28 protein-coding genes are annotated in these 25,655 nt (G+C 59.7%); 15 read left to right on the top strand and 13 right to left on the bottom strand.

The window, feature by feature from the left end:
• The first annotated feature begins 158 nt into the window (after nucleotides 1-158).
• From GNF76_RS15095 to GNF76_RS15085, 3 genes are read left to right on the top strand one after another with little or no spacing between them, the layout of a single operon-like run.
• A complete protein-coding gene (locus GNF76_RS15095) occupies nucleotides 159-1,028 on the top strand; it encodes an ABC transporter permease (RefSeq protein ID WP_155583944.1) in 870 nt (289 codons plus the stop codon).
• A gap of 1 nt (nucleotide 1,029) precedes the next feature.
• On the top strand, nucleotides 1,030-1,803 hold the full coding sequence (locus GNF76_RS15090) for an ABC transporter ATP-binding protein (RefSeq protein WP_155583943.1): 774 nt from the start codon (nucleotides 1,030-1,032) through the stop codon (nucleotides 1,801-1,803).
• Nucleotides 1,796-2,788, top strand: a complete 993-nt coding sequence (locus GNF76_RS15085) for an ABC transporter substrate-binding protein (RefSeq protein ID WP_178123345.1) — start codon at nucleotides 1,796-1,798, stop codon at nucleotides 2,786-2,788. The genes GNF76_RS15090 and GNF76_RS15085 overlap by 8 nt, the downstream gene beginning before the upstream one ends.
• On the opposite strand, the gene GNF76_RS15080 is transcribed toward GNF76_RS15085, so the two are convergent.
• A complete protein-coding gene (locus GNF76_RS15080) occupies nucleotides 2,785-3,666 on the bottom strand; it encodes an AraC family transcriptional regulator (RefSeq protein ID WP_155583941.1) in 882 nt (293 codons plus the stop codon). The two genes, GNF76_RS15085 and GNF76_RS15080, sit on opposite strands and share 4 nt — an antisense overlap.
• A gap of 110 nt (nucleotides 3,667-3,776) precedes the next feature.
• Between GNF76_RS15080 and GNF76_RS15075 the strand changes: the two genes are divergently transcribed.
• Nucleotides 3,777-4,187, top strand: coding sequence for a hypothetical protein (locus GNF76_RS15075; protein WP_155583940.1), 411 nt, complete (start codon nucleotides 3,777-3,779; stop codon nucleotides 4,185-4,187).
• Nucleotides 4,188-4,190: 3 nt separating this feature from the next.
• Here the strand turns inward: GNF76_RS15075 and GNF76_RS15070 are convergent, their stop codons facing one another.
• The gene (locus GNF76_RS15070; RefSeq protein WP_155583939.1) at nucleotides 4,191-4,631 is read right to left on the bottom strand and encodes an Lrp/AsnC family transcriptional regulator; all 441 of its coding nucleotides are present in this window, start codon (nucleotides 4,629-4,631) and stop codon (nucleotides 4,191-4,193) included.
• Nucleotides 4,632-4,762: 131 nt separating this feature from the next.
• On the opposite strand from GNF76_RS15070, the gene GNF76_RS15065 reads away from it, so the two are divergent.
• Nucleotides 4,763-5,656: a DMT family transporter gene (locus GNF76_RS15065; protein WP_155583938.1), complete on the top strand. Its 894-nt coding sequence runs from the start codon at nucleotides 4,763-4,765 to the stop codon at nucleotides 5,654-5,656.
• A gap of 69 nt (nucleotides 5,657-5,725) precedes the next feature.
• Entirely contained in the window at nucleotides 5,726-6,634 is a 909-nt protein-coding gene (glsB, locus tag GNF76_RS15060; RefSeq protein WP_155583937.1) for a glutaminase B, read from the top strand.
• Nucleotides 6,635-6,687: 53 nt separating this feature from the next.
• Here glsB and GNF76_RS15055 read toward each other — a convergent pair whose 3' ends face one another.
• The 3 genes from GNF76_RS15055 to GNF76_RS15045 all read right to left on the bottom strand — a co-directional run bounded on the left by GNF76_RS15055 (nucleotide 6,688) and on the right by GNF76_RS15045 (nucleotide 9,932).
• On the bottom strand, nucleotides 6,688-7,053 hold the full coding sequence (locus GNF76_RS15055; protein ID WP_155583936.1) for a DUF6124 family protein: 366 nt from the start codon (nucleotides 7,051-7,053) through the stop codon (nucleotides 6,688-6,690).
• A gap of 507 nt (nucleotides 7,054-7,560) precedes the next feature.
• Entirely contained in the window at nucleotides 7,561-8,805 is a 1,245-nt protein-coding gene (locus tag GNF76_RS15050; protein ID WP_155583935.1) for a saccharopine dehydrogenase family protein, read from the bottom strand.
• 29 nt (nucleotides 8,806-8,834) lie between these two features.
• Complete coding sequence (locus GNF76_RS15045) at nucleotides 8,835-9,932, bottom strand: carboxynorspermidine decarboxylase (RefSeq protein WP_155583934.1); 1,098 nt, start codon at nucleotides 9,930-9,932, stop codon at nucleotides 8,835-8,837.
• 491 nt (nucleotides 9,933-10,423) lie between these two features.
• Here GNF76_RS15045 and GNF76_RS15040 point away from each other — a divergent pair, with 491 nt between their 5' ends.
• Complete coding sequence (locus GNF76_RS15040; protein WP_246211912.1) at nucleotides 10,424-11,269, top strand: LysR substrate-binding domain-containing protein; 846 nt, start codon at nucleotides 10,424-10,426, stop codon at nucleotides 11,267-11,269.
• A gap of 1 nt (nucleotide 11,270) precedes the next feature.
• On the opposite strand, the gene GNF76_RS29790 is transcribed toward GNF76_RS15040, so the two are convergent.
• On the bottom strand, nucleotides 11,271-11,396 hold the full coding sequence (locus GNF76_RS29790; RefSeq protein WP_281354918.1) for a hypothetical protein: 126 nt from the start codon (nucleotides 11,394-11,396) through the stop codon (nucleotides 11,271-11,273).
• Between the two features lie 169 nt (nucleotides 11,397-11,565).
• Between GNF76_RS29790 and GNF76_RS15035 the strand changes: the two genes are divergently transcribed.
• From GNF76_RS15035 to GNF76_RS15020, 4 genes are all read left to right on the top strand, one after another.
• Nucleotides 11,566-12,180 carry a LysE family translocator gene (locus tag GNF76_RS15035; protein WP_155583933.1) on the top strand — a complete coding sequence of 205 codons (615 nt, stop codon included), beginning with the start codon at nucleotides 11,566-11,568 and terminating at the stop codon, nucleotides 12,178-12,180.
• A 106-nt stretch (nucleotides 12,181-12,286) separates the two neighbouring features.
• The gene (gene metE / locus GNF76_RS15030) at nucleotides 12,287-14,575 is read left to right on the top strand and encodes a 5-methyltetrahydropteroyltriglutamate--homocysteine S-methyltransferase (RefSeq protein WP_155583932.1); all 2,289 of its coding nucleotides are present in this window, start codon (nucleotides 12,287-12,289) and stop codon (nucleotides 14,573-14,575) included.
• A gap of 270 nt (nucleotides 14,576-14,845) precedes the next feature.
• On the top strand, nucleotides 14,846-16,228 hold the full coding sequence (locus GNF76_RS15025; protein WP_155583931.1) for an aspartate aminotransferase family protein: 1,383 nt from the start codon (nucleotides 14,846-14,848) through the stop codon (nucleotides 16,226-16,228).
• A 79-nt stretch (nucleotides 16,229-16,307) separates the two neighbouring features.
• Nucleotides 16,308-16,889 carry a DUF924 family protein gene (locus GNF76_RS15020; RefSeq protein WP_155583930.1) on the top strand — a complete coding sequence of 194 codons (582 nt, stop codon included), beginning with the start codon at nucleotides 16,308-16,310 and terminating at the stop codon, nucleotides 16,887-16,889.
• Nucleotides 16,890-17,023: 134 nt separating this feature from the next.
• Here the strand turns inward: GNF76_RS15020 and GNF76_RS15015 are convergent, their stop codons facing one another.
• Nucleotides 17,024-18,460, bottom strand: coding sequence for an alpha/beta hydrolase family protein (locus GNF76_RS15015; RefSeq protein ID WP_155583929.1), 1,437 nt, complete (start codon nucleotides 18,458-18,460; stop codon nucleotides 17,024-17,026).
• 147 nt (nucleotides 18,461-18,607) lie between these two features.
• On the opposite strand from GNF76_RS15015, the gene yfcF reads away from it, so the two are divergent.
• Nucleotides 18,608-19,240 carry a glutathione transferase gene (gene yfcF / locus GNF76_RS15010; RefSeq protein WP_178123344.1) on the top strand — a complete coding sequence of 211 codons (633 nt, stop codon included), beginning with the start codon at nucleotides 18,608-18,610 and terminating at the stop codon, nucleotides 19,238-19,240.
• Here the strand turns inward: yfcF and GNF76_RS15005 are convergent.
• Nucleotides 19,215-19,484 carry a hypothetical protein gene (locus GNF76_RS15005; RefSeq protein ID WP_155583928.1) on the bottom strand — a complete coding sequence of 90 codons (270 nt, stop codon included), beginning with the start codon at nucleotides 19,482-19,484 and terminating at the stop codon, nucleotides 19,215-19,217. The genes yfcF and GNF76_RS15005 overlap by 26 nt on opposite strands.
• 146 nt (nucleotides 19,485-19,630) lie before the next feature.
• Here GNF76_RS15005 and GNF76_RS15000 point away from each other — a divergent pair, with 146 nt between their 5' ends.
• On the top strand, nucleotides 19,631-20,272 hold the full coding sequence (locus tag GNF76_RS15000) for an ATPase (RefSeq protein ID WP_155583927.1): 642 nt from the start codon (nucleotides 19,631-19,633) through the stop codon (nucleotides 20,270-20,272).
• A gap of 30 nt (nucleotides 20,273-20,302) precedes the next feature.
• Nucleotides 20,303-20,644, top strand: a complete 342-nt coding sequence (locus tag GNF76_RS14995) for a hypothetical protein (protein WP_155583926.1) — start codon at nucleotides 20,303-20,305, stop codon at nucleotides 20,642-20,644.
• 68 nt (nucleotides 20,645-20,712) lie between these two features.
• Here the strand turns inward: GNF76_RS14995 and GNF76_RS14990 are convergent, their stop codons facing one another.
• Together GNF76_RS14990 and GNF76_RS14985 are read right to left on the bottom strand one after the other, a co-directional pair.
• Nucleotides 20,713-21,462, bottom strand: a complete 750-nt coding sequence (locus GNF76_RS14990; RefSeq protein WP_155583925.1) for a creatininase family protein — start codon at nucleotides 21,460-21,462, stop codon at nucleotides 20,713-20,715.
• A 41-nt stretch (nucleotides 21,463-21,503) separates the two neighbouring features.
• Nucleotides 21,504-22,202 carry a murein L,D-transpeptidase catalytic domain family protein gene (locus GNF76_RS14985; protein ID WP_155583924.1) on the bottom strand — a complete coding sequence of 233 codons (699 nt, stop codon included), beginning with the start codon at nucleotides 22,200-22,202 and terminating at the stop codon, nucleotides 21,504-21,506.
• Nucleotides 22,203-22,239: 37 nt separating this feature from the next.
• Here GNF76_RS14985 and GNF76_RS14980 point away from each other — a divergent pair, with 37 nt between their 5' ends.
• A complete protein-coding gene (locus tag GNF76_RS14980; protein WP_155583923.1) occupies nucleotides 22,240-23,811 on the top strand; it encodes a L,D-transpeptidase family protein in 1,572 nt (523 codons plus the stop codon).
• Here GNF76_RS14980 and GNF76_RS14975 read toward each other — a convergent pair.
• The 3 genes from GNF76_RS14975 to GNF76_RS14965 are packed head-to-tail and all read right to left on the bottom strand — an operon-like array spanning nucleotide 23,763 to nucleotide 25,555.
• Nucleotides 23,763-24,317, bottom strand: coding sequence for a P-loop nucleotide/nucleoside kinase family protein (locus tag GNF76_RS14975; protein ID WP_155583922.1), 555 nt, complete (start codon nucleotides 24,315-24,317; stop codon nucleotides 23,763-23,765). The genes GNF76_RS14980 and GNF76_RS14975 overlap by 49 nt on opposite strands.
• Before the next feature lie 27 nt (nucleotides 24,318-24,344).
• Nucleotides 24,345-25,268, bottom strand: a complete 924-nt coding sequence (gene dmeF, locus GNF76_RS14970) for a CDF family Co(II)/Ni(II) efflux transporter DmeF (protein WP_155583921.1) — start codon at nucleotides 25,266-25,268, stop codon at nucleotides 24,345-24,347.
• An 11-nt stretch (nucleotides 25,269-25,279) separates the two neighbouring features.
• A complete protein-coding gene (locus GNF76_RS14965) occupies nucleotides 25,280-25,555 on the bottom strand; it encodes a metal/formaldehyde-sensitive transcriptional repressor (protein ID WP_155583920.1) in 276 nt (91 codons plus the stop codon).
• Between the last annotated feature and the right edge of the window lie 100 nt (nucleotides 25,556-25,655).

Raw genomic sequence — 25,655 nt, 5'->3', positions numbered from 1 at the left:
ATTAAAATAAAGAATCATATTTATAGTTAGATATCAGTAATACGCATTTTAATCGCATTAGGTTATTCCCAAAAAGAATTTCACTGAGGTTTTTTATGCGAATAGCATGAAACCGCAGCGGCGCTCCTGGCCGTGTTCTTGATGAGGTAGGAAGCCTGATGACTGAGAAGTCCCTGAATGCCCAATCGTTTTCCGTCAACAAGGCGGCTCGCCTCACCGGCGATGAAGGCGCGTCACGGCTGACCCCCAATTGGATACGCAACTGGCGCACCCCCGATGTGTTGCTGCGCCTGGTCAGCCCGATTGTGCTGTTACTGCTGTGGGAGCTGGCCTCCGAGCTGGGGCTGATCCCGCAGCGGATCATCGCCGCGCCGTCGCAGATCGGCGGCACGTTGTGGGCGATGATCATTTCCGGTGAGTTGGGCAAGCACCTGTGGGTGTCCCTGCAACGGGCGCTGCTGGGTTTGAGCATTGGCGTCAGCATCGGCGTGGTGGCGGCCTTGATTACCGGATTGTCCAGGCGTGGCGAGGTGATCCTCGACTCGCCGATGCAGATGTTGCGCACCATTCCTTCCCTGGCCCTGGTGCCGTTGTTCATCCTTTGGTTCGGCATTGGCGAGTTCACCAAAATCGCCCTGATTGTCACCGGCACTACGTTTCCGGTGTACCTCAACCTGTTCGCCGGTATCCGCAACATCGACCCTAAATTGATCGAGGCCGCCAACACGTTGGGCCTCAGTCGTCGCGAGCTGATCTGGCATGTGATCCTGCCGGGCTCCTTGCCTTCGTTTTTTGTCGGCCTGCGCTACTCCCTGGGGATCTCCTGGCTGGCCCTGGTGTTTGTCGAGCAAATCAACACCACCGCCGGCATCGGCTTCCTGGCCAGTGATGCCCGGGACTTCATGCGCACCGATGTGATCGTCATCTGCTTGCTGATCTATAGCGTGCTTGGGCTGTTGATCGATGGGTTGATTCGCACCCTGGAACGATTCGCCCTGGCCTGGCGCCCATCTTTTGTGAGGAACTGATATGTCGAACATTGAACCTTCAGCAGCACCGGTGCAGTTGCGCAATGTGGTGCGCCAGTTCGGCCAGCAGCGGGTGATAGATGGCCTGGATCTGGACATTGCCCCCGGGGAGTTCGTCGCCCTGTTGGGCGCCAGCGGTTCCGGCAAGACCACCTTGTTGCGCAGCCTGGCTGGGCTGGACAGTATCGACAGTGGTCAATTGCGGGTGCCGAAGGCCCGTGCGGCGGTGTTTCAGGAGCCGCGATTGATGCCCTGGAAACGCGCTTGGAAAAACGTGATTCTCGGCCTGCGCATTCCGGATGCGAAGGCCCGCGCCGTGCAAGCCTTGACGGAAGTCGGGCTGGCCCATCGGCTTGAAGCCTATCCGGCGACCCTCTCCGGCGGCGAAGCCCAGCGCGTGGCCCTGGCCCGAGGGTTGGTGCGCGAGCCGAAGTTGCTGTTACTGGACGAGCCGTTTGCGGCCCTGGACGCGTTGACTCGAATCAAAATGCATCGGCTGATCATCGAGCTGTGGCGCAAACACACACCGGCCGTGCTGCTGGTGACCCACGACGTTGATGAGGCGATCCTGCTGGCGGACCGCGTGATCGTCCTGGCCAATGGCAAGATTGCCGAGCAATTGAGCATCGATTTGCCTCGGTCGCGAGATACCGGCCAAGAGGGTTTTCAGGCGATCCGGGCACGCTTGCTGAGCCTGTTGGGCGTTGAGGTGGACGCCCCGGCACCGGTGGCGCAAACCGCTGCCGCCAGCGTCCGGCGGTTTGCCCATGCTTGAGTTCAAAACGTTAATGCTGCTGGCGGCTGTACTGTTGCTGGGCGGTTGCGATAAAGCGGTCGAAGCGCCCAAGTCCGCATCGGCGTTGTCTGGTGTGACCCTGATCCTTGGCGATCAAGCCAAAGGCTTGCGCACGGTGGTGGAAGCCGCCAACGCCCTGGAAGGCATCGATTACAAGGTCCAGTGGGCCAACTTCCAGGGGGCCGCACCGCTGTTCGAAGCCTTGCGTGCCGGAGCGGTAGACCTGGGGCCTGCCGGCGACACACCGGTCTTGGCGGCGGCCACCGGCGGTACGCCGTTGCGCATCGTCGCGGTGCGCCGCAGCCAATCCCGGGGGATTGCGATCCTGGTACCGCCTGATTCACCGATTCGCACCGTGGCTGACCTGAAAGGACGCAACGTGGTGGTGTCTTCGGCCCGGGGCAGTATTTCCCAGTACCTGCTGATTCGCGCCCTGGCCAATGCCGGGGTGGATGAGCAGGACGTCAAGGTCGGCTTCGTCCTGCCCACCGATGCACTGCCGGCGTTCAATGCCGGGAAGATCGACGCCTGGGCCACCTTCGGCGTGTATCAGGCGTTCGCCGAGCAGAAGGGCGCACGGGTGTTGATCAGCGGGGAGGGCATCAACACCGGCCTGACTTTTATCACCGCCTCCGATGAAGTGCTCACCGACCCGCTCAAGCGCAAGGCCTTGAGCGATGTGCTACAGCGCTTCGCCAAGGCGTTCGAGTGGGCGCGGCAGAATCCGGAGGAGTACGCACGGGTGTTTGCCAAGGTCAACGATATCCCGCTGGAGGTTTCCCGGTTGCTGCGCAGTTGGGGCGATGAATCGCTGTTGCCGGTGGAGGCACGGGACGTCGAGGCGCTGCAGCAGGTGGATGATTTATTTGTAGAGAAGAAGATCTTTCCTCATCGGATTGCGGTGGAGAAGCTGACGGACATTGAGGTTTTTCCGGCGCACTTGCAGTCGGCGGCCACGCCTTAGCGCAGGCTTGGGTCCTCCATCAATACGATGCCGGGCACTGCGGGTTGCCCGACATTGCTCGCCGAGCCCGTCCGATCCGCCAGGTACCGTGCCGGCGGCTTGCCCACCGCCTTGCGGAACATGGTGATAAAGCCACTGGCATTCTCATACCCCAGGTCCAGCGCCACGGTCTGCACGCTTTCGCCCTTGGCCAGGCGTTGCAACGACAGGATCACATGCAACTGCCGGCGCCAGCGTCCGAAGCTCAAGCCAATCTCCTCCAGCAGCAGCCGGGTCATGCTGCGCTCGCTCATGCCTATGCGCACGGCCCATTCGCCGAGGGTGGATTTGTCCTGCGGGTCGGCCAGCAGGCTGTTGGCCAGGCAGCGTAGCCGGGCATCCTGGGGCATGGGCAGGTGCAGGGCTTCGATGGGGCTCAGGGCCAGTTCATCCAGCAACGTGGCCACCAAGCGGGCGTGGGGGCCATCGGGCTCATAGAGCAAGGGGAATTGGGTGGTCCTGGCGATCAGTTCGTGGAGCAGTGCCGAGACGCCCAGGGTGCAGCAATGCCCGGGCAGCGCCTGGGCGGCCTGCGGTTCGATCAGCAGGCAGTAGCACTCGGCCTCGCCCGAGCCGCGCGCCGCATGGAGCATGCCGCCGGGGATCCACAGTGCACATTGCGGTGGCACGATCCAGATGCCTTCCTCGACTTCACAGTGAATGATCCCGCGCAAGGTGTAGAGCAACTGACCTTTGCGGTGGCGGTGCTGGGCGTGTTCCCAGGTATCGGACGCGCTGGTAGCGCCCATGGCGATGACCGCACGAGGGATGGAGTCCAGGTCGTCCGCCAGCATCGGGTCGAAAAACTCAATGTGTGGTGGTCGTTGCAGGGGATTCATGAGGCACCCGGATCATTGGCTGGAATGCGAAACATTCTGGCTATTCTGTGCAATGACGTCCAGCAGCACGCTGGTTATCGTGGGGGCCACACTTACCCAGGAGCTTTCCCATGCAACTCGACAGTTCAGCCTTCCCCGTGGTGAAAATTGAAATCGACGCGCCCACCGGCCAATGCCCACAAGACGGCTTTATGGTCTTCGAGCAATTGCTGACGCGCGAGCAACCCTTCGTCCTGCTGCATGAAAAGGGCATGGACGAAGAAGCCCATGAGCACTCACACGAAGAACGCAAGCAAGCATCGTTGTGGATGAAGAAGCACAAGGCTGCCTTGCGTGCCTATGTCAAAGGCATGATCCAGGTAGAACCCAGTGCGGCCAAACGCCTGGCGCTCAAACCGTTTGTGGCGATGTTTGGCAAGGCCTGGGGCTATCCGCTGTTGTTGGTGGAGTCGAAGGAGCGAGCCCTGGCGTTGGCCCGGGATGTGCTGGATGAGCAGGTGTCGGATGTGGCGCACTACTGAGCATCACTCGTGCAGCGGCGGCAACCTGCGCTTCACCGGGGTTTTCTTGACGATGGCGGTATTGGTTTCGGCGTAGGTGTTCAGGCGATCCAGCAAGCTGTCCAGATGGTCCATGGTGCGCACATGCAGGCGGGCGATAAAGCAGTCGTCGCCCGTCACCTTGTCGCATTCGGTGAACTCCGGAATCGACTGGATCTGGCGCTCCACTTCCTGCAATTGTCCGGGCAGGGGGCGGATACGCACGATGGCTTGCAACAGGTAGCCGAAGTGCTTGGGTTCGATGTCCACCGTGTAGCTTCTTATGATCCCGCGTTCCTCCAAACGGCGCAGGCGTTCGCCGACGCTGGGGGAGGAGAGGCCGCTGATACCCGCCAATGTCTTCAGGGACAGGCGCGAGTCTTCCATCAAGGCAGCGATCAGTTGTTGGTCAATGGTGTCGATCATGGCGGTCTCGCAAGCTGATAGTGAAGTTTTGCCTTATAAATAAAGGCAGTTTTGCCCTTTCACATTTTTTAGACACTGGAAGCGCTGGCGTCGAGATTGCCATAATTTAGCCTCACTTGAGGAGCTCAATCATGGATAAATCCATACGCCGCGGTTCTTGGGAAATGATCGGCGCCATGCTGATTTCCGGCACGATCGGTTGGTTCGTATGGGTGTCCGGGGTGTCGGTGGTTGAGGTGGTGTTCTGGCGCTGCGTGATCGGCGCCTTGACCCTGGCGCTGATCTGCCTGGCGCTGGGCTACTTGCGCTTCGACCTGCTGACCTCACGCATTCTGGCCTTGGCGATGGTGAGCGGGGTTGCCATCGTGGGCAACTGGCTGTTGTTGTTTGAGTCCTACTCCCGCGCTTCCATCTCGATCTCGACGGCGGTGTATAACGTCCAGCCCTTTATGTTGGTGCTGCTGGCGGCGTTGTTTCTTGGCGAGAAAATCACCGTGCAAAAACTCGCGTGGTTGAGCGTGGCCTTTCTCGGCATGCTTGCCATCGTGACGGCCCATGGCAGCCAGCAGAATAGCGGTGACGATTATCTGGCCGGTATCGCGCTGGCCCTGGGTGCAGCGTTTCTGTATGCGATTGCGGCACTGATCATCAAGCGCTTGACCGGTACGCCCCCACACCTGATCGCGCTGATCCAGGTCAGTACCGGCGCCTTGCTGCTGGCGCCCATGATCGGGTGGCAGGACCTGCCGGTTTCGTCTGGTTCCTGGGCCGCGCTCGCGACCATGGGGGTGGTGCATACCGGCCTGATGTATGTGCTGCTCTATGGCGCGATTCAGAAACTGCCGACCGCCATTACCGGAGCGCTATCGTTTGTCTACCCGATTGCCGCGATCTTCGTCGACTGGATTGCCTTCGGTCACCGGCTGGGCTGGCTGCAATGGCTTGGGGTGGCCGCGATCCTGCTGGCGGCAGCGGGGCTGCAGCGCGGCTGGTGGTGGAGGGCGAAAGCAGCGGTGCCGGCTTGATCACGCGGGCGCTTGATGTATCCTCCGCGCCCGCTCACCGACTTTTCCCGAAGAATGACAGAACTCAACATGCAAGCCCTGCTGGAGTCGATCCTCGACGAGGTCCGTCCATTGATCGGCCTTGGCAAGGTCGCTGACTACATCCCCGCCCTGGCCGATGTGCCGGCGCAGCAACTGGGCATCGCGGTGTATGGTAATGACGGCGCTTATTACTGCGCCGGCGATGCCTGCACCCTGTTCTCGGTGCAGAGCATTTCCAAGGTGTTCAGCCTGGTCCAGGCCATCGAACATGGCGGCGAAACCATCTGGGAACGCCTGGGCCACGAGCCTTCGGGGCAACCGTTCAACTCCATGGTGCAGCTGGAGTTCGAGCGCGGCCGGCCCCGCAACCCGTTCATCAACGCCGGCGCGCTGGTGATCTGCGACATCAACCAATCGCGTTTTGCCGTGCCGATTTTGTCGATGCGCGACTTTGTGCGTCGCCTGTCGGGCAACCCGCAGATCCTGGTCAACAGCGTCGTCGCCGAATCGGAAGCCCAACATGGCGCGCGCAACGCGGCCATGGCTTACCTGATGAAGTCCTTTGGCAACTTTCACAACGATGTGGACGCGGTGCTGCACAGTTACTTCAACTACTGCGCGTTGCAGATGAGTTGCCTGGATTTAGCCAGGGCGTTCAGCTTCCTGGCCAACGAAGGCGTGAGTGCCCACAGCGGCGAGCAGATTCTGACCGCACGCCAGACCAAGCAAGTCAACTCGATCATGGCCACCAGCGGGCTGTATGACGAGGCGGGCAACTTTGCCTATCGGGTCGGGCTGCCGGGCAAGAGCGGGGTAGGGGGCGGGATTGTGGCGGTGGTGCCGGGGCAGTTTACGGTGTGCGTGTGGTCGCCTGAGTTGAATGCGGCGGGGAATTCGTTGGCAGGGATGAAGGCGTTGGAGTTGTTGAGTGAGCGGATCGGGTGGTCGGTGTTTTAAGAAAGTGAAGGATCGTTCCCAGGCAGAGCGTGGGAACGATCTGATTCAGGTGATTAGACCGAGCGCGGCCTTGGATTTGCCCCGCCTGTCTCACTCAATGCGCCCTCCACCAGCAATTGCACGCCTTCCAGCATGCGGCAAATGCCCAAGGCGATATCACGTTGCATCCCGTCGATCTCGAAGGCCAAGTGGCTGGCCATGACACTGATCGAGGCCAGGTCCTGGGACGCATTGACCAACAAGGTTTCGGCGTCTAGATCCGTGCGCACGGTGAATAGCCCATCGAGCGGTGATTCAGCGGGCTTGTGTGTTTGGTTTGCTGGATTCAGGTAGTGGCTGATGGCGCGGGAAGCTGCTTCTTGAAGCAGGTTCGAATCGTAGTTTTGATGAGGCGGGGGATTGGGGCTGTGCTTAATCATGGTGAAGCTCCTGGTAGTGGAGCTGCGACCGTTCGCGGTCAAACGAGTAGGGTGGCAGCTGTACGCGGGTTGACCGACCGGAACCAGTGATCCGGCATACCCGAAGGTATCCCGCGCACAGCTGCCGCGACACGATACCTCAGGAATAAAAAAAACGCCTGAAATAGGTCTTGGGTGCTGTAGCGCACTGGTAGAGTCGGACGGTCAAATCCGGCCGCTGAATTGGCAGCGACGGCAGGGAGGTTAGTCAGTGCCTTTCCGAGGGACAACCTGAAACAGGTGTGGGAATAGTCTGAGTGCTTTTCGCGGATTCTGAAGTACCGGCTTTCTGTAGCCGCTGCCGAGGCACGAGGCTGCGATGGGCTGCGAAGCAGACCCCTGGGGCGGCCCTGCGGTCCGCATCGCAGCCTCGTACCTCGGCAGCGGCTACAGGGTTTCAGCGGGTTTTGGGGGTGTGTAACGATCTGAAGTGCGCCCATTCAGACGCACTTTGTTATCGGGCTGCGATCAGGCGATAGCATCCCAGGCACGATCACCGTTCTCGTCTTTGATCCGAGTCGGCAAACCCATCACGTCCAACGCTTTGAGGAATGGCTCCGCCGGCAGTTCCTCGACGTTGGCCATGTGTTTCACATCCCACACGCCACGCGCTACCAGCAGCGCTGCAGCCACGGGCGGTACGCCGGCGGTGTAGGAGATGCCCTGGCTGTCGGTTTCGGCAAAGGCTTCTTCGTGGCAAGCCACGTTGTAGATGAACAGCTCGCGCGGCTGGCCATCCCTGGTGCCCTTGACCAGGTCGCCGATGCAGGTCTTGCCGGTGTAGCCCGGCGCCAGCGAAGATGGGTCAGGCAGTACGGCCTTGACCAGTTTCAGCGGCACGACTTCCAGGCCTTCGGCGGTAGTGACCGGTTTTTCGGAGAGCAGGCCGAGGTTTTTCAGCACGGTGAACACGTTGATGTAGTGTTCGCCGAAACTCATCCAGAAACGCACGTTGGGCACGTCGAGGTTTTTCGACAGCGAGTGCACTTCATCATGGCCGGTCAGGTACAGATTCTGCGAGCCTACAACTGGCAGGTCGTCTGTACGCTTGACCTCGAACATGGTGTTGCTGGTCCACTGGCTGTTCTGCCAGCTCCACACCTGTCCGGTGAATTCGCGGAAGTTGATTTCCGGGTCGAAATTGGTGGCGAAATATTTGCCATGGGAGCCGGCGTTGACGTCGAGAATGTCGATCGAATCAATGCGGTCAAAATGCTTTTGCTGCGCCAGCGCCGCGTAAGCGTTGACGACACCCGGGTCGAAGCCCACGCCGAGGATGGCCGTGATGTTCTTCTGTTTGCACTCTTCCAGGTGGTTCCACTCGTAGTTGCCGTACCACGGCGGCGTCTCACAGACTTTGCCCGGCTCTTCGTGGATGGCGGTGTCGAGGTAGGCCACGCCGGTATCGATGCAGGCACGCAGTACCGACATGTTGAGGAAGGCGGAACCGACGTTGATGACGATCTGCGATTCGGTTTCGCGAATCAGTGCCTTGGTCGCTTCCACGTCCAGGGCGTTCAGCGCAAAGGCTTGGATTTGGGCGGGTACCTTGAGGCTACCCTTGGCCTTGACGCTGTCGATGATGGCCTGGCATTTGGAGATGTTGCGCGACGCGATAGCAATACGACCGAGTTCGTCGTTGTGCTGCGCGCACTTGTGGGCCACCACCTTGGCGACACCTCCTGCACCAATGATAAGAACGTTCTTTTTCAATTGCTTTAGCTCTCCTTTATCTGTCCGCTTTACGAAAGGCTGGACAGGTAGTCTTCGTAACCAAATTCACGAACCACCTCGACTGTACCGTCGAGTTGTTTCACTACGATGGACGGCATTTTCAGGCCGTTGAACCAGTTTTTCTTGACCATGGTGTAGCCTGCGGTGTCGATGAACGACAGCCGATCGCCGATGGTCAGCGGACGATCAAATTGATACTCACCGAAGATGTCTCCAGCCAGGCATGACTTGCCGCACACCATATAGGTGTGTTCACCCTCGCTTGGCGCCAGCTTGGCGTTGAGGCGGTAGATCAGCAGGTCCAGCAAGTGGGCTTCGATGGAGCTGTCTACCACGGCCAGGTTTTTGCCGTTATAGAGGGTGTCGAGCACCGTGACTTCCAGCGAGGCGCTGTTGGTGATCGCCGCTTCACCCGGTTCCAGGTAAACCTGTACGTCGTACTTCTGCGAGAACGCCTTGAGGCGCTGGCAGAAGGCGTCGATGGCATAGCCTTCACCGGTGAAGTGGATGCCGCCGCCGAGGCTGACCCAATTGACCTTGTGCAGCAGCGCGCCGAAGCGTTCTTCGATGGTGCCCAGCATCTGGTCGAACAGGTTGAAGTCGCCGTTCTCGCAGTTGTTGTGGAACATGAAGCCGGAGATCTGTTCGATCACGCCTTCGATCTTCACCGGGTCCCATTCGCCCAGGCGGCTGAATGGGCGCGCCGGGTCGGCCAGCAGGTAGTCGGAGCTGCTCACTTGCGGGTTGACGCGCAGGCCGCGGGTCTTGCCTTCGCTGCGTTCGGCAAAGCGTTGCAGTTGGCTGATGGAGTTGAAGATGATCTTGTCGCAGTGATCGAGCATCTCCTCGATCTCATCGTCGGCCCAGGCCACGCTGTAGGCGTGGGCTTCACCTTCGAACTTCTGGCGACCGAGCTTGAGCTCATAGAGCGACGAAGACGTGGTGCCGTCCATGTATTCCTGCATCAGGTCGAACACCGACCAGGTGGCGAAGCACTTGAGTGCCAGCAGGGCCTTGGCCCCGGACTGTTCGCGCACGTAGGCGATCTTCTGCATGTTGACCAGAAGCTTCTGTTTATCGATGAGGTAGTACGGCGTTTTGATCATTTTCAGAGCCTGCGGCGGTGCCTGCCAAAAAAGGACACGCATTGTGCCCGCACTTGGTTCAGATCGAAAGGTTAGTGAGCGGATTTTGCGGGCTCGGCTATAAGCTCGCCTGTGAATATGACATCTAGTGGATCAACGTGCCCGCGAAAGACATGTTCGCCAGCGCGGCTGAGGAAGGGCTTGTCGCCTGACGTTGAAACACAGAACTATCAGGCAACACCGATCCCTTGTGGGAGCCGTCGAGCTTTAGCGAGGCCGCGAAGGCGTCGGTACTGCCGATAGAGATGTTGCCTGACACACCGCTATCGCGGCCTCGCTAAAGCTCGACGGCTCCCACATTCGACTTGCGCATTTCACAAGGCGCTCGGCCAGGCTTCCAAGGATCTGGCGTGCGTTGCGTGCTCGTCTTGTACCCGCTCAAACCCGCAGCGCAGTACAACGTTTCCCTGCCGTGCTAACGTCACCTCTCAAATCACACGCCAAAACACGCCATGAAAATGCCCGATATAGACGCCATCCAGGCGTTCGTCCTGGTTGCCGAACTCAAGAGTTTTACGCTGGCTGCTGATGCTATTGGTGGTACTCAGGCGGCGATCAGCCTGAAGATCAAGCGCCTGGAAGAAAGCCTTGGCCGAAAGCTGCTGGAACGCACGCCGCGACAGGTCATCTTGTCGGTTCATGGGCAAGCATTCCTCGCCAGTGCCCGGCGCCTGCTGGATAACTATCAAGATGCCCTGAACTGCTTCGGCCAGCAGAAAAGAACCCTGCGAGTCGGCGTCAGCCATCACATCGTCGGGGCCGATCTCACACTGTGGCTACGGCGTTTGGCGAACACGGACCCGGAGGTGATCGTTGCCTTCAGCCTGGGTACGTCTCGCGACATGCTGCTGAACTACGAGCAGGGTAAGTTGGATGTGGCGATGATTCTGCGCCATGACAACCGCCGTCAGGACGGCGAAGTGGTGGGTGTCGAGCGATTTGGCTGGATGGCGGCGCAGGACTTCGAGCTTCAGTCCGACCGGGCGTTGCCGCTGGCAATCCAGCCTGAGCCTTGCGGCATGCGCAGTATGGTGATGGCGGCGCTGCAGGCGCAGAACCGGCCCTGGGAAGAGGCTTTTGTGGGCAGCGGGATTCTGGCCATTGGCGCGGCGGTGACGGCCGGGATTGGTATCGGCGCAATGGTAGGACGCATGGCGCCGAGTGGTTGTGTCGACGTGGAGCAGCATTTCGACCTGCCACCACTGCCCAATCGTGACGTGGTGCTCTATACCGCGCAGCGGGACACCCAGACTCAGGCGTTGATCCGCACTTTGAGCGCCGATATCCCGAGCCTTTGAACTAGAAGATCAAGCGCCCGGCCCAGGCCAGTAGCAGTGCCAGGCTGCCGATGCCCAGGAGGGCGACGAAGAGGGCGGCGACGTGGATGAACAGGGCGGTCTGCGGTGGTATCCGGCAGGGTTCCATGGTGGGCTTCCTTGAGTGGTCGGGAAGCAAAAGTATGGAGAGCGGGCCGGGGCATAAACAGACGCTGCGGGCTATTTCAGTGATAAGCAAAACGTAAACACAATCGTGCAAGCCCGCCTCAGGGTGCCCTGCGTAGACTCCTTTCATTGGTCTACGACAGAGGTAACGGATGGACATTTTTCTCTACGCGTTCAGTGTGATGTACAGCCCCGGCCCGGTGAATTTCATGGCCTTGAATGCCGGATTGACGGGTCAGTTTCGACGCTCGGTTGGCTTTTTCGTCGGCGTGGGTTGCGCGCTGCTGGTGCTGTTTGTGCTCTTTGGCTATACCGGCGAAGCAATCATTTCTCAACGGGTGCTGCCGTACATTTCCCTGGTGGGCGGAGCCTATACGCTCTACCTCGCGTACCAGATCTACACCGCAAGGACTGTGGTGCCTCAGGAGAGGGAGGCACCCTCGGCCACCTCACAGAAAACCCTCACGTTCTGGAACGGCTTTCTGATCCAGCTGCTCAACCCGAAAGGCATCATGGTGGTACTGCCGATCACCAGTGTGATGATGCCGGCAGCCCATATATCTGGCCTTTCCATTGCTGCGGTCTCGGCGCTGCTGGGTATTGCCGGCGGTGGTGCACCGGGGGTTTATTCGCTGCTGGGGGCTGTGGCGGGGAGACGCATTACCCGTGAGTCCTACTTCACGGTGTTCAATCGGCTGATGGGAGTGGCACTGGCGGTGTGTGCCTACTTCATGTTTCACACGTTCTACCTGCACGTCAGAGGTTGATGTTGTCATGAGAAAAACTCGTGATCATCTGGAATAAAATGAGTTTGTCTCACTATCGATCCCTGCCGACAATAGCTCCCATACCTACACATTGGAGTTTTTTGTCATGGCCGTCGCTCATTCCCTTGGATTTCCGCGCATTGGACGCGATCGTGAACTGAAAAAAGCGCAGGAAGCGTTTTGGAAGGGCGAACTGGACGAAGCCGGCCTGCGTGCCGTAGGCCGTGAGCTGCGCAAGACCCATTGGGACTTGCAGAAGAAAGCCGGTATCGAACTGCTGCCCGCCGGTGACTTCGCCTGGTACGACCAGGTGTTGACTCACTCGCTGATGTTCGGTGTCATCCCTGAGCGTTTCCGCCCGGCCGATGGCAAGGCCACCCTGCAAACCCTGTTCGGCATGGCCCGTGGTGTCAGCGACAGTTGCTGCGGCGGTGCTCACGCCCAAGAAATGACCAAGTGGTTCGACACCAACTACCACTATCTGGTCCCTGAGTTCAGCGCCGATCAGCAATTCCAGCTGGGCTGGGATCAACTGTTCGAAGAAGTAAAGGAAGCGCGTGACCTGGGTCACACCGTCAAGCCTGTCGTGATTGGCCCGCTGACGTACCTGTGGCTGGGCAAGGCCAAGGGTGGCGACTTCGACAAGCTTGACCTGCTGGACCGTCTGCTGCCGCTGTACGGCCAGATCTTCCAGCGCCTGGCGGACCTGGGTGTGGAGTGGGTGCAGATCGACGAGCCAATCCTGGTGCTGGACCTGCCGCAGGAGTGGAAAAATGCCTTTGAACGCGCCTACAACCTGATTCAGCGCGACCCGCTGAAGAAGTTGGTTGCCACCTACTTCGGCGGCCTGGAAGAGAACCTCGGCCTGGCAGCGAACCTGCCAGTGGACGGCCTGCACATCGACCTGGTGCGGGCCCCTGAGCAGTACCCGACGATTCTCGACCGCCTGCCGGCCTACAAGATCCTGTCGTTGGGCGTGGTCAATGGCCGTAACGTCTGGCGTTGCGATCTGGAAAAAGCCCTGCAAACCCTGCATCACGCCCATGAGCGGTTGGGTGATCGGTTGTGGGTTGCGCCTTCCTGCTCGCTGCTCCACAGCCCGGTGGACCTGGGGCGTGAAGACAAGCTGGACGCTGAGCTGAAAAGCTGGCTGGCCTTTGCCGTACAGAAGTGCGAAGAGGTGGCGGTATTGGCTCAGGCGGTCAACGCACCTGAAGCGCCCAAGGTACTTGCCGCACTGGCTGAAAGCCGTTCAGTACAGGCGACTCGCGCCGCTTCGCCACGGATTCACAAGCCTGCCGTCCAGGCGCGTGTCGCCGCGATTACGGCCAAGGACAGCCAGCGTGATTCGCTGTTTGCCGCGCGCATCGCGAAGCAACGTGCTGGCCTGAACCTGCCGCTGTTCCCGACCACCACCATCGGTTCGTTCCCGCAAACCGCGTCGATCCGCCTGGCTCGCCAGTCGTTCAAGGCCGGCAAGTTGAGCGAGGCCGAATACGTCGAAGCCATGCACAGCGAGATTCGCCATGCTGTTGAAGTGCAGGAGAACCTTGGCCTGGACGTGCTGGTGCATGGTGAAGCTGAACGTAACGACATGGTCGAATACTTCGCCGAACAACTGGATGGCTATGTGTTCACCCGCTTTGGTTGGGTGCAGAGCTATGGTTCCCGTTGCGTGAAACCGGCGGTGATTTTTGGTGACCTGAGCCGTCCGAAAGCCATGACCGTGGAGTGGATCCGCTACGCACAAGGCCTGACCAACAAGGTGATGAAGGGCATGCTGACCGGCCCTGTGACCATGCTGATGTGGTCGTTCCAGCGCGAGGACGTGAGCCGCGAAGTGCAGGCCCGTCAACTCGCCCTGGCGATTCGTGACGAAGTGGTGGACCTGGAAGCGGCCGGCATCAAGATCGTGCAGATCGACGAAGCCGCCTTCCGTGAAGGCTTGCCGTTGCGCCGCGCACAGTGGCAGCACTACCTGGATTGGGCCACTGAAGTGTTTCGTTTGTGTGCCTGCGGGGTGCGTGATGAAACCCAGATCCACACCCACATGTGCTACAGCGAGTTCAACGACGTGATCGAGTCGATTGCGGCCATGGATGCGGATGTGATCACCATTGAAACCTCACGCTCGGACATGGAGCTGCTGGACGCGTTCGAAGCCTTCGCTTACCCGAACGACATCGGCCCGGGCGTCTACGACATCCACTCGCCACGGGTGCCGGAAGCTTCGGAAATGGCCAACCTGTTGCGCAAGGCGGCCAAACGCATTCCGGCCGAGCGCCTGTGGGTCAACCCGGATTGCGGTTTGAAAACCCGTGGCTGGCCGGAGACTGAGGCGGCGTTGATTCATATGGTCACTGCGGCGCGTCAATTGCGTTCAGAGTTAGCCTGACACCTGACACCTGACACCTGACACCTGACACCCTGTAGCCGCTGCCGAGGCACGAGGCTGCGATGGGCTGCGTAGCGGCCCCAAGGGCGGTCCTGCGGACCGCATCGCAGCCTCGTGCCTCGGCAGCGGCTACAGGGAGCAGTAAGCCAGTAGCTTTTTCCTTTCCAGCGACAATAAAAATCCTAATTTCGCCATTCCCCGCTTCCTAACACTATGCGGTCAACACCTGCTTGCCAGTACTTATAAAACTGATAATCAAGGAGACCTGCAATGAACATCAGACTCGATGCCCCGCGTAGCACGGCTGAGTACCAGGCACTCGACGCTGCCCACCATATCCATGCCTTTGTCGATCAGAAGGCGTTGAATGCAGAAGGTCCGCGCGTGATTGTGCGGGGTGAGGGCCTGGCCTTGTGGGACAGCGATGGCAAGCGCTACCTGGACGGGATGTCGGGTCTGTGGTGCACCAACCTGGGCTACGGACGCAAGGACCTGGCCGCAGCCGCCAGCCATCAACTGGAGCAGTTGCCGTACTACAACCTGTTTTTCCACACCACCCACCCGGCCGTGGTGGAGTTGTCCGAGTTGCTCTTTAGCCTGTTGCCTGACCACTACAGCCACGCGATCTATACCAACTCCGGCTCCGAAGCCAACGAGGTGTTGATCCGTACCGTGCGCCGTTACTGGCAGATCCTGGGCAAGCCGCAAAAGAAGATCATGATCGGGCGCTGGAATGGCTATCACGGCTCGACCCTCGCCGCCACGGCGCTGGGTGGCATGAAGTCGATGCATGAAATGGGCGGGATGATCCCGGACGTTGCGCATATCGACGAGCCGTACTGGTTTGCCCATGAAGGCAACCTGAGCCCCGAGGCGTTTGGCCTGCGGGCTGCTCGACAGCTGGAAGAGAAGATTCTTGAACTGGGCGCTGAAAACGTCGCGGCATTTGTTGCCGAGCCGTTCCAGGGTGCGGGCGGGATGATTTTTCCGCCGGAGAGCTACTGGCCCGAAATCCAGCGTATCTGCCGTCAGTACGATGTGCTGCTGTGCGCTGACGAGGTGATTGGCGGCTTCGGTCGCACGGGGGAATGGTTTGCCCACGAATACTTCGGCTTTGAGCCGGACACGCTGTCCATCGCCAAAGGGCTGACCAGTGGCTATATCCCCATGGGCGGCCTGATTCTGTCCAAACGCATGGCTCAGGTATTGGTAGAACAGGGTGGCGTATTTGCCCACGGCCTGACCTATTCCGGGCACCCGGTGGCAGCGGCAGTGGCGATTGCCAACCTCAAGGCGTTGCGCGATGAGGGCATCGTCACCCAGGTCAAGCAGGAAACCGGGCCTTACTTGCAGCGCTGCCTGCGTGAAGCCTTTGGCGACCATCCGTTGATTGGCGAGATTCAGGGCACCGGCCTGGTCGCTGCGTTGCAGTTCGCAGAAGACAAAACCAGCCGCAAACGGTTTGCCAACGAGAACGAAATGGCCTGGCAATGCCGTACGTTTGGTTTTGAAGAAGGCCTGATTATTCGTTCTACCCTGGGCCGCATGATCATGGCGCCGGCGCTGGTGGCCAGCCACGCCGATATCGACGAACTGGTGGACAAGACCCGCATGGCTGTCGACCGCACGGCACGCGCTTACGGTCGTCTTTGAGGCGGCGCCGGCTCGCACTCGCGAGCCGGCTTTGTGTGGATTCGAGGGGTGCTCTTGCGTCGTTACGGCGTTACAGTAGTTGTCCGCTCCTGATCCCGAGGCCTCAACCGTGCCCAATGTTGCCCATTCAACTCCTCAGTCGGTCATCGATTTCTGGACCCAGGCCGGCCCGGCCAGTTGGTTCAAAAAAGACGACGCGTTCGATCACCAATTTCGCGACACCTTCCATACTGCCCACTTCCAGGCCGCCAGGCGTGAACTGGAGCACTGGATGGACAGCCCGGAAGGGGCGCTGGCTTTGCTTCTGTTGCTGGATCAATACCCGCGCAACTCTTTTCGTGGCACCGCCCACATGTTTGCAACCGACCCGCTGGCGCGCTTTTACGCACGCCAGATGATCGATGCCGGGATGGATCAACAGGTCGATATCTCATTGCGTGCGTTTTGTTATTTGCCGTTGGAGCATTCGGAAAGCGTGGAGGATCAACAGCGGTCGCTGGTGTTGAACAAACAGCTCGACGCTAACACCTACCGGTGGGCCGAGGAGCATGCGGACATCATTGATCGGTTTGGACGCTTTCCTCATCGTAATGAGGTGCTGGCGAGGACGACCACGGATGAGGAGCGTGCGTTTCTGACGGCGGGTGGGTTTTCGGGTTAAGCCCGATGAATGTGGGAGCTGGCTTGCCTGCGATGGCGTCGGCACTGCTAGCATGGATGTTGGCTGACCCACCGTCATCGCAGGCAAGCCAGCTCCCACAGGGTTTCACTGAGCTTGTTGGATCTTCACAGCCATCAGGCTTCAGACTCCGCCAACGCTTCCCTGGCACCCACCGGGCGAAAACGTCGTCCGCCTCTTAGATCGACCGCCCAGCGCAGCGCTTCGGTGGCCGATGGCCGTTCGCCGTTTACGATTGCCGAATCATCCAGTGTCAATCCGTCGAGGTAGCCGCGTTTACCGCCACGCTCGCTCCAATAGTGGGTATGGCTGAGCCAGGACTTGGCCAGAAACCCTTTCCATTTGCCCACGCTCACTGGCAAGTCGAGCACGCCTGCGCCCATCACCGGCATGACTGGCCCGCCGACAATGTCGCCAAACAGGCCGAAGGGGGCAGGGAAGTAGAGGTTGGTCCAGCGGGTGACGGCGAAGGCGGCGGCGTGGTGCAGGTAGAGTGGCGTGAAGGGTTTTTGGCCCAATATCACGGGAGACTGTGCGTTGTAGCCGTAGCCTTTTTCGTCGAGTGTGGGCGGGCAGGCCGGTGCTTCGCAGCGTGCGATGCGTTGCTTGAAGTCACTCACGCTACGGCCCAGCAACAGGCTGGCGTGGGCCATCGGGCTACCGATGGTGACGAGGTCGGTGATGCGCCAGGGGTTGCCGAGGGCGCGTTGTTCCAGGAAGGCTTCGCTTTGCTGCTCACGAAACTTCAGGGTGTTCTGCAGGCGCCCGTCGAGGCTTCTGCCGGCCTTTGGCAACGTGTCTTGAACCACCGGTTGCAGTTTTTCATGGTTGGCATAACGCTCGACGAGCGCCTGGTTCGCCGGGGTTACGTTGCTCAACTGGTCGTAATGTTCGTACCACAGGTAACCGACGATGTCGTAAGCAATCACACTGCCCAGGCTGTGGCCCACGACGATGATGCGGTCGTAGCCTTGCTGGTGCAATCCGCGCAGCAGTTCAACACCGTCGGCGCGGATCTGTTCGCGGATCACCACGTTCTGCGGGTTGGAACTCAGGTAGCGGGCAGCGTCACCGAGGTAGGACAGCGCGGAAAATTTCAGCGCGATACCGACACCGGCGAGCAGCAGCGGGATCAGCGCAAACGGGTTGGCATCGTGATTAAACCGACCGTAAATCGTTGCGAGTGTGCCACTGGCCACCAGCAACACCAATGCCAGCAACGTCCACCGGGTGGCGCGCCAGATCGGTACGATTGCCTGGGGAATATCCCGACGCGGGCGCTTGAACAGGTCCCACAGCCAACTGAGCAGATGACCCACCTTGGTCCCCTGCATCTTGTGCGCCCAGTAGTACTCGTAGAAATCGGTGGTATTGCGGCCGCGGGATTTCAGTACCCGCAGGTCAAAGTTGCGTGACAATCGGTCGGGCTTGCTCCAGTAGGTGGGCGTTCCCTCGGGCGTATCCGCCGGTACCATCGCCTCCACAAAACCGCGCAGGGTGTCCATTGGGCGCTGCTCGCCGATGCCGTGGATGACGACAACTGCTTGTCTCATGATTTGTTCGTTCCTTGAATAAATCGAGTTGCCATAGTATTGCCATTACTCAACGCATTCCAGCGAGGAATGCCCCTATGAGCATCCTGCATTTTATTTGCGAGGGCGGATCTCGTAGGCTGGGTTTTCACCTCTGGAGATCACGCCGTGAATAACCGCCCGTTACGTCTGTACGTCGATGCTCAGTTCACCAGCCCTTATGCGATGTCGGCCTTTGTGGCCCTGCGCGAGAAGGGCCTTGAGTTCGAAGTGCTCACGCTGGATCTGGATGTCAGCGAAAACAACGCGCAAGGCTTTGCCAGCCTGTCCCTGACCCAACGGGTGCCTACGTTGGTGGAGGGCGATTTCGCGTTGTCGGAGTCCTCGGCGATCACCGAGTACCTGGAAGATGTGTTCCCGCAGACACCGCTGTACCCGGCAGAGCCACGTCAGCGGGCGAGGGCGCGGCAAGTGCAGGCCTGGTTGCGCAGCGACTTGTTGTCGATTCGCCAGGAGCGTTCCACGCTGGTGGTGTTTTACGGCGTCAAGTCAGCGCCTTTGTCACCGGCGGCCAAGGTGGCGGCAGGCAAGTTGATCAGCGCTGCGCAAGCGTTGCTGGCGGACAACCGTGAGTACCTGTTTGGCCAGTGGTCGATTGCTGACGTCGACTTGGCCGTGATGCTCAATCGGCTGATCCTCAACGGTGACAACGTGCCCGCCGAGTTGGTGGCCTACGCCCAGCGCCAATGGCAGCGGCCATCGGTGCAGGAATGGGTCAATCAGCAGCGGCCGGCGCTGTAGTCAACCAGGCCTGCACAACCCGGCGGTCGAGATCTTCCCAATCCGCCATGCCCAGCACCCGGGTTGTGTTCAGTCCGCGCAAGTAGCCGCGCAGTTGCTGGGCGCTGGCGTAGGTCAGGTCGGAGTCTGCGGCCGGGCCTTGCAGGACGCTTTCATACTCGACCAGGTAGTCGGCAACTCTCTCGCGAAACTCCGGTAATACGGCTTCGCGGATTCGGTCGAAGGTTTTCTGGTGGGGCTTCATGGCAGGTTCCTTATAATTTTTTGTTGAGCCGTTAGTTCGACACTATTGGTTCAGATAATAGTCACCATCAAGAAATGCAAGTTCTGTTTTTTCGGGAAACGCGGAAAAATGCTTTCACCGAAGAGGCTACTCAAGGAATTTGCGCGATGAGGACGTTCACCCAACTGGTTTTGATGGCCCTGATGCTGGGCACTGTGCTCGCGGCGCCGGTCTATGCCGATGATGCTCAAAGCTGCCATTTGCTGCCCATTGCTGGCAGTACGACCTCCCTGCAACACACGCAAACGGTGGGTGTGCTCTACAGCGAAAATACCCTCGATAACCTGCACTACCTTGAACGCTATCACGCCATGGCCGAGAATGGCGCCCGGAACGCGCTGGATGGAAGGATTCGCCAGGCATTCGTCAACAGTTCCGACCCGGAACTGGCGATCGACTGGTTGATGAGTTCACTGCGCAGTACGTTCCTGTCGGTGACTGCCTACGACAGCCTTGATGCTCTGGTGCAGGCTCACCCGGATGTAGTGGTGATGCTGGACACCCATAACCAGCTGCTGACCCCGCGTAATAGCCAGGTTCAGGCGCGGTTTGTCGCCACGTTCTATGACGCGAATTTGCAATACATCGCTAAGGCAGAGGGCTCGGTAGAGCAGCAGATGGCTTCGGTCTGGGTACATAACAAAGCGGCACCCGAGATCGCTGTGCAAATCGAGCGCCAGCGTGACGTGCAACTGACCGCGTTGAAGCAGTTCGATGCCTCGCTCAAGTCTCTGGTGGCGGCGGGTTGAAGTGCACCTTTTTTATTTTCAGGAAACTTTATGCGTTCTCTATTTGTGCCAGTGATGGCCGTTGCTTCCCTGTTGCTGGCCGGTTGTGCGTCCGCCCCAAATGATCCGACATTGATCCTGCAGACCAGCAAAGCCCCTGATGTTTATGTTCAGTGTGTGGTGCCCAAACTACAGAAAAACGCCCTGACGCCGACAGTGTCGCAGTCGTCGCGCCACGTCAGGGTTGTGGTGACCAGCAAGATTGCTGCTGACAATGTGTTGGAGGCTTATAAGGTTTCCACCGGCGGCAAGGTGTTTTTGTATGAGCGCAAGCCACTGGCGTCGACGTTCAAGCCCTCCCGGTTCGAGCAGGTGGCACAGGAGTGTTTGTAGGCGGGTAACCTTCCTGTGGCAAGCCTCCTCGCCACAGGGTTAGCGTTCGCTCTTGAATTGCAGGCCTTTCAGTCCGGCTTGGGCTCTCGGCTGAAGGTATCGACCGCCTGCACCAGCCCTTTGGCTGCCAGGGCCACCAGCTCACCGCCTTTTTCCGGTGTCGCCAGGGCCGGGTCCGAGCCCATGCGACCGTCCGGGAAGCGTGCGCGGAAGTCTTTGGCTTCGCGGATTGGGCCGGTGTTGGCAATTTGCGGCGAGTAGTGCGCCGACTTGATCGCGTCCGGATAGGCCCATTGCGTGACGGCGATTTCCGACGGCGTGGCATGGCTGCCATGGCCGGTGGGGAATTGCTTGTGCGCCAGTTCGCCAACGCCTTCCAGGTCCCACCAGTTGAACAGTTTCAGCGCGAACCCGGCCGGGCGTCGGGCAAAGCTGGCTTCGGCGTAGAGTTCCGAGAACGCGGCTTCAATCGAGGCGATGTTGCCGCCGTGGCCATTGAGGAACAGGATTTTCTCGAAGCCATGGCCGGCCAGCGAGCGCACCCAATCCCCAATCGCCGCAATAAAGGTCGAAGGGCGCAGGGAAATTGTCCCAGGGAAGCCGAGATGGTGCTGGGCCATGCCGATATTGAAGGTCGGGCCGATCAGGATGTCGGCGTTTTTCTGTGCCTCATGGGCAATGATTTCCGGGCACATCCAATCGGTGCCCAGCAGGCCGGTGGGGCCGTGCTGCTCGTTGGAACCGATGGGAATCACTACGGTGCGGCTGCGCTGCAGGAACTGCTCGATCTCGATCCACGTGGACTGGTGTAAAAGCATGTGAGGTTCTCTCTTATCAGGCTCGGCTGACGGATACTACCTCAACCGGCACTGGCCATCTGCCGTGGCTTGCAGTTGAGATAAGCCGAGGACTTGAGCCAGCGTTGGTCGGGGTACCAGGAGAACATGAACTGGCCATCCTTGAGTTTGTCCACCACCTGGCGCGCCACTTGCGGGCGCACGGCGGGGCAGCCCTGGCTGCGGCCGATCCGGCCTTCGCGCTTGCTCCACAACGGGCTTACATAGTCGGCGGCGTGAATCACAATCGCCCGGTCCCGGGCACGATCATTGAAGCCCGGCTCCAGGCCGTCCATGCGCAGCGAATAGCCGTGAGCACCTTCATAACTTTCCTGAGTACGGAACAACCCCAGGCTGGACTGATAGCTGCCTTCACGGTTGGAGAACTGGGTGGCGAAGTTTTCTCCGGATTTTTGTCCGTGGGCCACCAGGTCTCGCAGAACCAACTTCTTCTGGCGCAGGTCGAAGATCCAAAGGCGACGAGCGGTCGAAGGCATTGAGTAGTCGATCACGGCCAGGCGCTCGGAGCGTTCAATACCATTGCCGACGGCGCATTGCATGGCGTTCAGGGCTCTTTTCAGGACATCGGGATTGAGTTCTGGAGCCGTACGGGCCAGGCTGCTATACAAGGTAGAAGGGTTGTTGTTGCCGGCGAGCGCGGGATTACACAGCGCGAGCAGGGTGGCGGCGATCAAGCCGAGTCGGCAGCAAAAAGTCAGCATGTACAGAGCATCTCCCCGGTGGATTGGAGTAAAGCCATTGTTCAAAAAACACGCATGTTACTTGAGCATTTGCTTGCTCGTTGCACCACTGGTCGCGACGGCCGAAGACGCGGTCGTCGAGCTGCCATCCCCAGTACAGTTGGCTCTTGCACAATTGTCGAGCGTTTGCCCCGGGTTGGCAGGAAAGGTGGATGCCCCGGGCGAGCGTCGATTGCAGCTTTTTTACCAGCAGCAGGGCAACGTTGAGCTCTGGTCTGACAGCGTACGCCGCTCGGCTTTGCATGCCCAATTACAGCTATTGGCCGACGACGGCCTGGACCCTGCTCACTACCCGTTACCCGTGGACGCGGCCACCGGCAACGTGCTCTGCACTGATATCGGCACCAGCCAACAGTACCTGCAAGCCCTGCAAGACCTGCATTATGGTCGCTTGCAACAAGCCCGTTTCGAACCCCTCTGGCATTCCCAACCGCCGACGCGAGACCCGGAAGCCGAGGTGTTGGCGATCGCCGGTGTGGGGCTCCAGGACATGGTCAAGGGGTTCGATCAGGCCCGCCCGGGCGCCGAGTTGTATCGCAGCCTGCGCAAGGCCTATGCCGCGCAACGCCAGCAACCGTTGCCCCATTGGGGCCCTATCGCTGAGGGTCCCTTGTTGCGTCCGGGCATGAATGATGCCCGCGTTTCCGAGTTGGCGAAGCGGTTGTTCAGTGGAGGCTATCTCAGCAGTATCCCCGCCGGCCTCTCGGGGAAATACACGGGGAGCCTGGTCAGTGCCGTCAAACAATTCCAACAGAGCCATTCATTGCAGGCCGATGGCGTCATCGGGCCGGGCACGGTCACCGAGCTGAACGTCAGCCCGGCGGTACGCCGCGAACAACTGCGTATCAACCTCGAACGCTTTCGTTGGCTGGCCCAGGACCTGGAGCCCGAAGGCGTGCTGGTCAATGTGGCGGCTGCCCAGCTGAGTTTTTACCAGGGGGGCGTGCCGGTATGGCAGACCCGCTTGCAAGTGGGGCGCGCCGAACGCCAGACGCCGTTGTTGAAGTCCCGAATCACGCGGCTGACATTGAACCCTACCTGGACCATTCCGCCGACCATCCTGCGCGAAGACAAACTGCCGGCTATCCGCTTGAACCCTGAATACCTGCGTCAACAGAACCTGCAGGTGCTGGACAGCGCAGGTAACCCGCTGTCCCCTGATAAGGTCGACTGGTCTCGCCCCGGCAATATTTTGCTGCGCCAGGGCGCCGGCCCGCGAAACCCGCTGGGCAGGATTGTGCTGCGCTTTCCCAACCCGTACTCGGTCTATCTGCACGATACCCCCAGCCAGCCGCTGTTCTCCAAGGGGCCACGGGCGTTCAGTTCAGGCTGTGTGAGGGTAGAGGAACCGTTGCATCTACGGGACCTGTTGGTCAGCCCGGCCGAGCGCACCCGTACGGACGAGTTGATTGCCACCGGTTTGACCCACGAATTCAGGCTCGCCGCACCGGTCCCGGTATTGCTGGGTTACTGGACGGTACAGGTGGATAGCCAGGGCGCGTTGCTGTATGCGCCGGATATTTATGGGCGCGATCCGGCGTTGTTCAAGGCGATGGGGAGTGTGCTTTGAGGCGCATGGGCTAAACATTCCTGGGTAATCATCGCTACGGCTTCAGGCGCAGAGACTTGCGCCGTGTCGATGATGAACGGGGTATCCAGCCATGGCTCATACTCGTGACTCATGACTGACTGCCAACTGGGTGGCACCAGCCCCGGAATGTCCCCCTTGCGGGTTTCTACCCGTCGCTGGTGTTCCTGCAGGTCTGAGCAAACCACCTCGATATTGACCAAAGACACGCCTGCGCGCTTGGCCACTTCGCTCCAGCCGTTGCGGCTTTCAATCACCGGGTTGACGCAATCGACGACGACCCGGTGACCCAACCCAAGATTGCTCAGCGCCAGCGCATTGGCGACTTTGTAGCCGCTGGTTCCCACGTCCTGCATGAGAACCTGCGCATCCCGGATAGCCTGCTCAATGCTATCGATGCGCAAGTAAACGGCGCCAATCTCGCGGGCCAGCGCTGAAGCGATCGTCGTTTTTCCGGTGCCGGGAAGGCCGCTGAAAACAATGAGCATCGTGGATCCTTCGGTCAGTGAGCCAGGCTAGACACTACGATATTCCACGGTCAAATGGGTCACTTCATGCACCGGCGCCAGCCGCTCGCGAATGGTGTCGGCGGTGATGCTGGCGTCGCCCAGCACACTCACAATAGCTGCCCGAGCCTGGGGGCCTACCCGCCATACATGCAGATCGGTAATTTTTGCACCACCTGAAGCCTCGAGAATCTCACGTATTTCGTCAGCGACGTGGTCATCCGTACGGTCCAGCAGTACACCCGAAGTATCGCGGATCAAGGTCCAGGCCCAGCGAGCAATCACCAGCGCACCGACAATCCCCATCGCCGGATCCAGCCAGACCCAACCCAGATAACGACCCGCCAGCAAGGCGATGATCGCCAGGATGGATGTCACAGCATCGGCCAGCACGTGGACATAGGCCGAGCGCAGGTTGTTGTCGTGCCCGTGGTGACTATGGCCGTGATCGTGCCCATGCTCATGTGGATGATGATCATGGCTGCCAGACAGCAGCAGGGCGCTGACGATGTTTACCAGCAAACCCGCGATTGCAATCAACGTCGCGGTACCGAAGTCGACCTGGGTCGGCTCGAAGAGGCGCATCAGCGATTCGATACCGATGCCAATCGCCACCAACCCCAGCACCAACGCCGAAGCAAATCCGCCCAGATCACCGACTTTGCCGGTACCAAAGCTGTAGCGGGCGCTTGAGGCATGGCGCCTGGCATAAGCGTAAGCCGCCGCCGCGATACCCAATGCGCCGGCGTGGGTTGCCATATGAAACCCGTCTGCCAGCAGCGCCATGGAACCGGTGAGGTAACCGGCGGCGATTTCCCCCACCATCATGACCACTGTCAGCGCAACCACCCATAAGGTGCGCTTGGCGTTTTCATCATGGGAGGCGCCCAGGAACACGTGATCATGGAGGTGACTGGTGTGCGAAGTGTTCATGTCACGGTGTCCTATTTGGCGTAGCGGCGGATGGCTTCGAGTAATTCCTCTACACCTTTGGCCCGCTCTTCATGGCTTAACTCGGGGTTGGCGACATGCTCGCGGGCATGATCCTCGATGATCTGATCCATCAGCCCGTTGATCGCGCCCCGTGTAGCGGCCACCAGATGCAGGGTCTTGGCGCAGTCATCGTCAGACTCCAGGGCACGTTCCACCGCCTGGATTTGCCCGGCAATCCGTTTGACACGTTTGAGCAGGTCGTCCTTGCCCGATTTGATGTGCGACATACCATACCCCCCCACCCTATATTGAAATAGATGGTTACAGGTTGAGATCCATTGTGCAAGGGTGACGGAATACCCGATGTCTCAGTATCCTTGAGCAAGA

Origin of the sequence: Pseudomonas spelaei, from assembly GCF_009724245.1 — a bacterium.
GTDB classification, from domain to species: Bacteria; Pseudomonadota; Gammaproteobacteria; order Pseudomonadales; family Pseudomonadaceae; genus Aquipseudomonas; species Aquipseudomonas spelaei.
Note: the sequence above shows the minus strand (reverse complement) of the source record. Positions and strands in the feature narration are given on the sequence as shown.